At 67.3% G+C, this 9927-nt stretch carries 6 protein-coding genes; all 6 read left to right on the plus strand.

Annotated features, from left to right (window positions below; all coding sequences use genetic code 11):
• The 6 genes from E4633_RS05785 to flaF all read left to right on the plus strand — a co-directional run bounded on the left by E4633_RS05785 (window position 1) and on the right by flaF (window position 9902).
• Window positions 1-4347, plus strand: coding sequence for a tetratricopeptide repeat protein (locus E4633_RS05785; RefSeq protein ID WP_135869283.1), 4347 nt, complete (start codon window positions 1-3; stop codon window positions 4345-4347).
• Window positions 4344-7301, plus strand: a complete 2958-nt coding sequence (locus E4633_RS05790) for a tetratricopeptide repeat protein (RefSeq protein WP_135869284.1) — start codon at window positions 4344-4346, stop codon at window positions 7299-7301. The genes E4633_RS05785 and E4633_RS05790 overlap by 4 nt, the downstream gene beginning before the upstream one ends.
• A 208-nt stretch (window positions 7302-7509) precedes the next feature.
• Window positions 7510-8328 carry a flagellin N-terminal helical domain-containing protein gene (locus tag E4633_RS05795; protein WP_135869285.1) on the plus strand — a complete coding sequence of 273 codons (819 nt, stop codon included), beginning with the start codon at window positions 7510-7512 and terminating at the stop codon, window positions 8326-8328.
• A gap of 59 nt (window positions 8329-8387) precedes the next feature.
• A complete protein-coding gene (locus E4633_RS05800) occupies window positions 8388-9128 on the plus strand; it encodes a hypothetical protein (protein ID WP_135869286.1) in 741 nt (246 codons plus the stop codon).
• Between the two features lie 5 nt (window positions 9129-9133).
• Window positions 9134-9523, plus strand: coding sequence for a flagellar biosynthesis repressor FlbT (locus E4633_RS05805; protein WP_135869287.1), 390 nt, complete (start codon window positions 9134-9136; stop codon window positions 9521-9523).
• The gene (gene flaF / locus E4633_RS05810; RefSeq protein WP_135869288.1) at window positions 9513-9902 is read left to right on the plus strand and encodes a flagellar biosynthesis regulator FlaF; all 390 of its coding nucleotides are present in this window, start codon (window positions 9513-9515) and stop codon (window positions 9900-9902) included. Before E4633_RS05805 ends, flaF begins: the two co-directional genes overlap by 11 nt.
• Window positions 9903-9927: the final 25 nt, after the last annotated feature.

The following is a 9927-nucleotide window of genomic DNA, read 5'->3' on the forward strand; positions in this document are numbered from 1 at the left end:
ATGGCCGGTGCTACCGACCCGGCACGGGAGTTCGCCCGCGCCATGGAGCTGCAGCGCGCCGGCCGCCTGACCGAGGCGGAGGCGATCTATCGCCCGCTGATCGCAGCAGGAGGGGCGCTCGCCGTGGACGCACGCATCAACCTGGGCGCTATCCTCGACGAAACCGGGCGCCCGGTCGAGGCGCTCGACGAGTACCGCTCAGCCCTCGCCGTGAGGGGGGGAGACCCGATCGCCCTCAACAACATGGGCTCGACCCTCTTCAGGCTTGGGCGCTTCGCCGAGGCGGCGCGTCAGTTTCGCCTGGCGCTCGAGCGTATGCCGGACGCCCCGGAGATCGCCATCGCCCTTGGTGGCGCCCTGCAGCGCTCGGGCGACCTCGACGGGGCGCTCGCCTGTTTCCGCGACCTGGCGCGCCGCCGTCCCGATGACGCCGAGGCGCACTGGAACCTCGCCCTCGCCCTGCTCCTCGCGGGCGACTTCAAAATGGGGTGGTCCGAGTACCAGTGGCGCTGGAAAAAGGAGAGCTTCACCTCGCCCAGGCGCGCCTTCGACGCCCCCGCCTGGGACGGCGCGCCGCTCAACGGAAAGCGCATCCTGGTGCACGGCGAACAGGGGTACGGCGACACGATCCAGTTCGCCCGCTACCTCCCGATGGTGGCGCAGTGCGGTGGCGTCGTCATCGCCGAGTGCCAGTCCGCCGCCCTCATCCCCCTCATGAAGAACATCCCGGGCGTAAGCGAGGTCTGCGTCATGGGGGGGGAGCTCCCCCCCTTCGACCTCGAGGCGCCGCTTCTCTCGCTCCCCCACCTCTTCGGCACCGAGCTTGAAACCGTTCCGGACCGCGTCCCGTACCTAGCGCCCCCCCCGGAGCGGCTCGCCCACTGGCGCGAAAAGCTCTCCGGCGACCCCGGGTTAAAGGTCGGGCTCGTCTGGGCCGGCAAGCCGCTTCCCGACCCCTTCCGCAGTTGCCCCATCGCAGAACTCACCCCCCTCTCCGAGGTTCCCGGGGTGACGCTCTATTCCCTGCAGGTGGGGGAGGAGGGGGCGAAAGCGCGCGAGTGTTCGGGGCTCGTCGACCTGACCGCCGGCATCCGCGACTTCGGTGACACCGCGGCGCTCATCGCCGGGCTCGACCTCGTCATCTCCGTCGACACCTCGGTGGCACACCTGGCCGGGGCGCTCGGCAAGCCGGTCTGGCTTCTCCTCCCCATGGCGGGGGATTACCGCTGGCTCGTGGCGCGCGAGGATTCCCCCTGGTACCCGACCATGCGTATTTTCCGGCAGAAGCTCCAGGGGGAGTGGGGCGAAGTGGTGCAAAGGGTGCGCACGGCGCTTCTCGGCGCGGCGCTCTCCTTCTGGGAAGGGGCCCTCGCCAGGCGTCCCCTCGACGGGACCGCACACTACCTCTGCGGCGCCCTCTTGGCTGCAACCGGCAAGCCGCGCGAGGCGACGGTACGCCTCACCAAGGCGGCCCAGCTCCTGCCCGGGCGCTGGGAGCCGCATTACGCCCTTGCCGGCGCGCTGCAGCAGATGGGGATGATGGCCGGGACGCGCGAGGCGCTGGAGGCGGCCCTCGCCCTTGAGCAGAAAGCCCCCCTGTTGCACGAGGCCCTCGGGATCGCGCGGCAGATGGAGGGGGATCTCCAAGGCGCCGCGGCCAGCTACCGGGAGGCGCTGCGCCTGGACCCATCCCTCGTGAAGGCCCGCTACAACCTCGCCACCGCCTGCAAGGAGCTGGGGCTTTTCAAGGAGGCGCAGGAAGAGTTACGTGAGGTGGTGCGCCGCGCCCCGGAACACGGCGATGCGCACTGGAACCTGGCCGTGCTCCTGCTTACGCGCGGCGACCTCGCCGCCGGGTGGCGCGAGTTTGTCTGGCGCTTCAAGAAAAGCAGCGAGGCTCCGGTGCGGCGCTTTCAGGAGTTTCCCGCCTGGGACGGCAGCGCGCTTGCCGGGCGGACCCTCCTTTTGTGGGGCGAGCAGGGAGCGGGGGACACGCTGCAGTTTCTGCGCTACGCGCCGCTTGCCGCCGAGCGGGGGGGGCGCGTGCTGGTAGAGGTGCAGTCCGCTTCGCTCGTCGAGGTCGCCCGCAACGCGACCGGGGTGGCCGGCGTCTTCGCCCGCGGCGAGAAGCTTCCCCCATTCGATCTGCAGGCCTCGCTCATGGATCTTCCCGGCATCTTCGGCACCGAGCTTTCGAACATGCCGAACCGGGTTCCCTACCTGCAGGTGGACCCGGCACGCCTCGAGCGTTGCCGTTTCCTGGTCCGGGAGGACGGAACGCTCAAGGTAGGGCTCGTCTGGCGCGGCAACCCGGCCCACCCAAACGACCGGAACCGCTCGCTTCAGGCTTCGGCGCTCGCAGCGCTCACCGGTCTTCCCGGCGTGAGCTTCTATGCGCTGCAGGTGGGTGGGAGCGGGGAACTCCCTCTTGCGGCGACCGACCTTGCCCCGGCAATCCGGGACTACGCCGACACCGCGGCGCTGCTAAGCCGCCTCGACCTGGTCATCGCCGTGGACACCTCGGTGGCACACCTGGCCGGCGCGCTCGGCATCCCGGTATGGCTCCTCGTCCCCTTCATCCCCGACTGGCGCTGGATGACCGGTCGCGAGGACTCCCCATGGTACCCGACCATGCGCCTGTTTCGACAAGAGCAGGCCGGTGACTGGGAGGGGGTACTCTCCCGGCTGCGCGCGGACCTGGCCGGGCTCGTCGCGGGAGCCGGTGCCGCCCCACACGCCGTCCAGCCTCCCGCGGCTGCCGTGGGCCGAGGCTCCAGGGCGGAGTTCTTGAACGACGAGGGGTGCGCGCTTGACGAGGCGGGGAGGCAGGAGGAAGCGGTTGAACGCTACCGGGAGGCGGTCCGGCTTGCCCCGGAGCTCATCGCACCCCACTACAACATGGGGAACAGCCTCTACACGCTCGGGCGCAACGGCGAGGCGATCGACTGCTACCGGCGCGCCCTCGCCCTCGATCCGGCGCTGCCCCAGGCCTGGCACAACCTGGCGCTTGCCCTGAAGGCGCAAGGTGCGCTCGATGAGGCGCTGCACGCGCTCAAAAGGGCGGTCGCCGCGGCGCCGGATTACCTCGAAGCCCGGCACCACCTGGGTGAGCTGTACCACGCAACGGGCGCCTTCGAGCGTGCCGAGGAGACCTTCCGCGCCGTCCTGGCGGGCCATCCCGGCTACCTCCCGTCATGGAACGCGCTCGGCATCACCCTGCAGGTCCAGGGACGCCTGGAGGAGGCGGTGCAATGCTACCGCACCGCGCTCTCCCGTGACCCCGATTACCTGCACGCCCTCAACAACCTGGGCTCGGCAAGCCGTGCCATGGGGCACGTGGACGAGGCGATCGCCTGCTACCTCAGGGTGCTGGAGCTCGACCCCTCCTATGCCGATGCCCGCTGGAACCTCTCCCTGATCGAGCTGCAGCTCGGGCGCTACCGCGAAGGGTGGCTGGGCTACGAGGCGCGCTTTGAGAGGGAAGATCCCATCCCGCGCCCGGAGCTTGCAGGCCCCGCGTGGGACGGCTCTTCTCTCGCGGGGCGGACCATCCTGCTCTACGCCGAGCAGGGGTTCGGTGACACCTTCCAGTTCGTGCGCTATGCGCCGCTACTCGCCGCGCAGGGGGGGCGCGTGCTGGTGCAGTGCCAGGGGAGCGCCATCGCGGCGGTCCTTGCCACTGTCCCCGGCGTGGAACGCGTGCTCCTGCGCGAGGACCCGTTACCCCGCTTCGACTGCCACGCGTCGCTCATGAGCCTCCCTTTCCTGTGCGGCACCGAGCTCGCCACCGTGCCGGCGCACATCCCCTACCTCTTCGCGGATCCGCTCCTCGTAGAGCGCTGGCGTCCCCGCATCCCGGTCGGCGGCTTGCGCGTCGGGCTCGTCTGGGCGGGTAGGAAGAGCTACAAGGACGATCTGAAACGCTCGCTGTCGCTGCCGCTCTTCGCGCCGCTCGCCGGGGTTTCCGGCATGCGCCTCTGCGCTCTGCAGGTGGGGGACGGCGCCGAACAGGCGGTCCACCCTCCGCCGGGGATGGAGCTTGCCGACCTTGGAAGTGCCATCAGGAGCTTCGCCGACACCGCTGCCATCCTGGCCCAACTCGACCTCGTCATCACCGCGGACACCGCGGTGGCACACCTGGCCGGGGGGATGGGGGTGCCGGTCTGGGTGCTCCTCCCCGCGGCCTGCGACTGGCGCTGGCTCATGGAGCGGGAGGATTCCCCCTGGTACCCGACGGCGCGCCTTTTCCGCCAGAAACGGCGCGGCGACTGGGCAGAGGTGCTCGAGCGGGTGGCGCGTGAACTGGCAACCCTCACGGCAAAGGGCGACAAGGAGAGCATACGGTGACCGACCGTTTTACCGAATTGAACCAGGCGCTGTCGGAAAACCGCGTCGAGCGTGCGGGCGAGCTCTGCGCCGCGCTTTTGCGTGAGGAGCCCGACAACGTCGAGCTGCTGACCCTGGCCGGCGCCATCGCCCGACAGCGGGGGGACCTGGGTGAGGCATGCGAGCTCTTCTCCCGCGCCGCCGTGGTCGATCCGGACCGTGCCGAGGCGCACAACAACCTGGGGGTGATCCAGGAGGAGATGGGGCGACCGGACGAGGCGGCCGCATCGTACCGGCGCGCGCTCGGGGTGCGCTCGGAGTACCCGGAGGCGCTCGGGAACCTGGGCAACGTCCTCCTGAAGCTCGGCCGCATCGACGAGGCGGTCGACCGTTTCTGCGACGCCATCGCCCTCGATCCGCATTTCGTCGACGCCTATTATCACCTGGGGCACGCCCTGCGCCGTCAGGCGGAGTGGGGGGGGGCGGTGCAGTGCTACCGCAAGGTAGTGGAGCTGCAACCGGACCACGTGAAGGGATGGGTGAACCTCGGGGGGGCGCTCCTCGCGCTGAACCGCTTCGACGAGGCGATCGACGCGCAGCGCGCGGCGCTCTTGGTCGATCCGCAAAACGTGGACGCGCACTGGAACCTGGCTCTCGCCCTCCTCGTCACCGGGGATTACCCGGAGGGGTGGCGCGAGTATCAGTGGCGCCTGAAGGACCCGGGCGCCGGACTGGCCGAAGGGGGATGGGACGGTTCTCCCCTGGCCGGGCGCACCCTTTTCGTGCGCGCAGAGCAGGGGTTCGGCGACGCCATCCAGTTCTTCCGCTACGCCCAGCTGCTCGCCAGGCGCGGCGAGCAGGTGCTGCTCGAGTGCCGCCGCGAGCTCCTGCCGCTCTTCGCTGCCCAAGGTGACGACATCACCCTGGTCGCCGTCGGGGACGAGCCCCCCCGCTTCGACGCCTGGTGCTACCTGATGAGCCTGCCGCACCTTCTGGGGACGACGCTCGCGAGCATCCCGGCGCAACAACCTTGCATCGCGGCGGATCGGGAGCGCGCCGCCTCCTGGCGGGAAAGACTCGCGCCTGATGCGGGGCTCAGGGTCGGCCTCGTGTGGGCCGGGAGCGCCGGATACAAGAACGACCGCTACCGGTCGCTGCCGGTGCAGGAGCTCCTCCCTATCGCCCGCATCCCGGGGGTGACGCTCTACAACCTGCAGTTGGGGGCCCCACCCGAAGACCTCGCCCTGCTTTGTTCCTCCGGGGCGGTGCGCGACTTCAGCGCCGAGTTGAAGAGCTTCGCCGACACCGCCGCACTCATCGGGGAGCTTCACGCCGTCGTGTCGGTGGACACCGCGGTGGCGCACCTGGCGGCGGCGATGGGTAAACCGGTGCACCTCATGCTCCCCTTCTCATGTGACTGGCGCTGGCTCGCCGGACGCCGCGATTCACCGTGGTACCCGAGTGTCACCCTCTACCGGCAGGCGACCGCCGGGGAGTGGGGAGCGGTGGTCGCGGCGCTGGCAAAGGAGCTCTTCCTCGCCCCCCGTCCGGACCTCGACCCGAACCTGATCTTCCGCGAGGCGAACCGGCTGCGGGGCGCGGGGGATCCGGACGGGGCGGTACGCGCCTACCGGGCCCTGCTCGCCCGGTGCCCGGACCTCGCCGAGGCGCACAACAACCTGGGGCTTGCCCTGCAGGACCAGGGGATGGACGCCGAGGCGGAGGCGAGCTTCCGGCGCGCCCTGGAACTGAACCCCGGCCTCGCCGACGCCTGCAACAACCTCGGCACGCTGCTGGTCTCGCGTGGCGCGCACGAGGCGGCCGTGCCGCTGTTCCGACGTGCCCTGGCGCTGAACCCCGGCTATCTTCCCGCATACGCGAACCTCGGCTCCTGCCTCCAGGTCCTGGAGGAGCCGGCGCAGGCGGTCGCGTTGTACCGCGAGGCGATCGCCCGGGACCCCCGCTTTTTCGAGGCTCGCGTCAACCTGGGGACCGCGTACCAGGACCTGATGCAGCCGCACGATGCCATCGCCACCTACGAGGAGCTCCTCGCCATGGCGCCCGAGCGCCCGGACGCGCACTGGAACCTGGCGCTCAGCCTCCTGTCGATCGGCGAGTACCGACGCGGCTGGCAGGAGTACGAGTGGCGTCTCGCCGGGGAGAAGGCGGAGCTCCCGCTCCCGGTCTGGCGAGGCGAGGATCTCTGCGGGCGTACCATCCTCCTGCAGTGCGAGCAGGGGCTCGGCGACACGCTGCAGTTCGTACGTTACGCCCCGCTCGTGGCGGAGCGCGGGGGGAGGGTGGTGGTGCGTTGCCAGCTCCCCACCCTGAAGCCGCTCATCGCCCGCGTCCCCGGGGTGAGCGCGGTCTGCGCCAAGGGGGAGGCGATCCCCGCGTGCGAGCTCCAGGTGCGGCTTGCGAGCCTCCCGCATCTCTTCGCGACCACGCTGGAGACGATGCCGCCGTGGCGCCCCTATCTTATCCCGCATCCCCGGCGCGCGGCGCTCTGGGATCTCGCCCTGGAAGAGGGGGGACGCCTCAGGGTGGGGCTCGCCTGGCGCGGCGGCCCCCTGCCGAGAAACCGCGCCTGCCCGTTCAAGGAGTTCGCCCTCCTCGCCGATATGGAGGGGGTGGCCTTTTACTCGCTGCAGCTTGGCGAGGCGCCCGACCCGGAGATCCTCAACGCCGCCGACCTCTCGCCACAGATCGGGGACTTCGGCGACACGGCGGCGATCATCGCCGGCCTCGACCTCCTGGTCACCGTCGACACAGCGGCGGCCCACCTGGCAGGCGGGATGGGGGCGCCGGTCTGGCTCATGCTCCCTTACTCCTGCGACTGGCGCTGGTTCGCTGACCGGGACGATTCCCCCTGGTACCCGACCATGCGCATCTTCAGGCAGGAGCGCCCGGGCGACTGGCAGGGGGTGCTGCGCCGCGTCCGGGCCGGGCTGGAGGAGAAGCTGAAGCGTCGATAATTTGACAAAAATAATCGCAACGGGGCGTTTTTCCGCTAAAGTTCCTACCCCGCAGTGTCGATATTCCTTACAAAAGCGCAGGACGCGCCGGCGAGTTTCGCCGCAGGGCAGGATGCCCGGGAAATCAGAGCTCGTCGGAAAACAACCATCAACCAGGTTTCACAAGCCGGCAAGAATGCCGGTACAAACCCAGAAAAGGAGAAACACCATGAGCACCAGCGACATCTCTCTCACCGCAGGCATGAGGACCAACCTTCTCAACCTCCAACAGACCAGCAAGCTGCTGAACAGGACCCAGGAAAGGCTTTCCTCCGGCAAACAGGTCAACAGCGCACTCGACAACCCGACCAACTACTTCGCAGCGCAGAACGCCACCCAGCGTGCCAGCGACCTCGCCGACCGCAAGGACGGCATGGCAGAAGCGGTGCAGACCGTTTCCGCAGCCAACGCCGGCATCACCGCCATCACCGGCCTGATCAACGCGGCTAAAGGTATCGCACAGTCCGCCCTTTCGACCAGCGACACCTCGACCAGGTCCACGCTGTCGACCCAGTACGACACCATTCGGAGCCAGATCGACAACGTCTCCTCCGACTCCGGGTATCGTGGCCTTAACCTGCTGAGCGCGACCAACACCCTGACCGTAAACTTCAACGAGGACGCAAGCTCCAGCCTCGATGTGAAAGGCTTCCTCGCCAACGCATCCGGCCTGAGCCTCACCTCCGCAAGCGGCTCGTGGGCTGCCAACTCCAACATCACCACCGATACCGCGAAGATGGATACCGCGATCTCGACCCTCAGGACCAACACCCAGACCCTGGCTGCGAACCTGAACGTCATCACCATCCGCCAGAACTTCACTGACTCGATGATCAACACGTTGCAGACCGGTGCTGACAACCTGACCCTGGCCGATATGAACCAGGAAGGCGCCAACATGCTGATGCTGCAGACCCGCCAGAGCTTGGGCACCACCTCGCTCTCGATGTCTTCGCAGGCAGCACAGGCAGTCCTCAGGCTGTTCTAACCCTAGCTTTGCGGAGCGGGGAAACCCGCTCCGCAATCCCTCTTCACCGGGGGTAGCGTATGTTAATCGACCGGCTGCAACCAGAGAGCGTTCCCATCGCTTCCGCTTCTCTCCCCTCCTCCCACTCCAGCTACGTCCAGAATCCCCAGATCGAAAAACAAAAGCCCGCAGATCCCGTGATAGCCGACCAGGTACTCGTTTCCGAACAAGGCGACCCCCGCATCGGCGACATCGCCAGGCAAAACGAGCGTAAAAACTCCGCCGCGGCTGCCATCCACAGGACTGACGAGGCGGCGCGGGAACTGGGTCAAAGGATTGACAAGCTGAAGGAACCTCTCGAAACCATCGTGAAGAATTTCCCTCCCTTCGCACCGCAAGACAAGGAAAGGGTCAAGCTGCTGAGAACCTACAACGCGATCCGTAAAGAGATCGACCAGCTCACCGTTCCCCAACCTCCTTCCGTCGTCGAGGCTCGCAAGCTGACGGAGCTTCCCGAGCCGCTCTCCATGAATGCGAATGACAGTCAAATTGCTGACCACGTGGACAAACTTGACGCAGCGGCCCGGTCGCTGCAGGCCATGCGCGGCGACATCGCCGTCGACACCGCGTCATTATTGCGCGACGGGCGCTTCGCCGACATGTTTGCCGCTCCTAAGGGTTCGGAATCGTTGAGTTTGACTCCGATAGCCTCCGATGCGGGCGCCGCGCAAAAAAGTGTCGAGGTTGGCCAGCAATTTGCAGATTCAGTTGCTCAGGGGGTGACGCTGCAACGCCCTCAATTCCTGAAAGGGTTGAGCTAACTGACATGTCCCTTAAAATCACCTTGAAGAGCAACGAGCGGCTGATCGTGGGCGGCGCAGTGGTCAGAAATGGCGGCAAGGGTACCGTACTGTTCATCGAGAACACGGTTCCCATCCTGCGCGAGAAGGACATCCTGGGCGAGAAGGACATCACCACGCCCTGCAAGCGCGTCTATTTCACCATCCAGCTCATGTACATCGACGAGCCGAACGTACCGACATACGTGAAGACGTATGCGGAACTGGCCGCCGAGATACTGAAGGCGGCGCCGAGCACGAAGCCCCTCATCGAGCAGCTGAACGAACGGATCGAGGCTGGCAGCTACTACCAGGCCCTCAAAATTGCGAAGAATCTCATCGAGTACGAAGAGGAGCTACTGAAAAATGCAAACTAACAACGCGATCAAGGAGTACGTCGGTATCCAGAAGGAGAGTATGTCGGGACGCGAGCTCGAGGCCTCCGTGCTGACCAAGGCGGGGCTGATGCTCAAGGCCGTCCAGGATAACTGGGATGCCCCGGACCGCGAGGCGAAGATGCTGGAGGCGATCAAGTACAACCAGAAGGTCTGGAGCTTCTTCCAGGCCGAGCTGACCGAACCGAACCACCCGATGCCGTTAAAGCTGAGGGAGGACCTCCTCAACCTGAGCCTGTTCGTGGACAAGAGGTTCTTCGAGGTCATGGCTTACCCCACCCCGGAGAAGCTCTCCATCGTCATCGACATCAACTTCAACATCGCCGCCGGTCTCAGGACCACCCCCGCGACCGAAGGTTAGCAGCACGGCAGCTCTTCGAGGGGAG

It is taken from the genome of Geomonas terrae (assembly GCF_004791675.1).
Taxonomy (GTDB): domain Bacteria; phylum Desulfobacterota; class Desulfuromonadia; order Geobacterales; family Geobacteraceae; genus Geomonas; species Geomonas edaphica.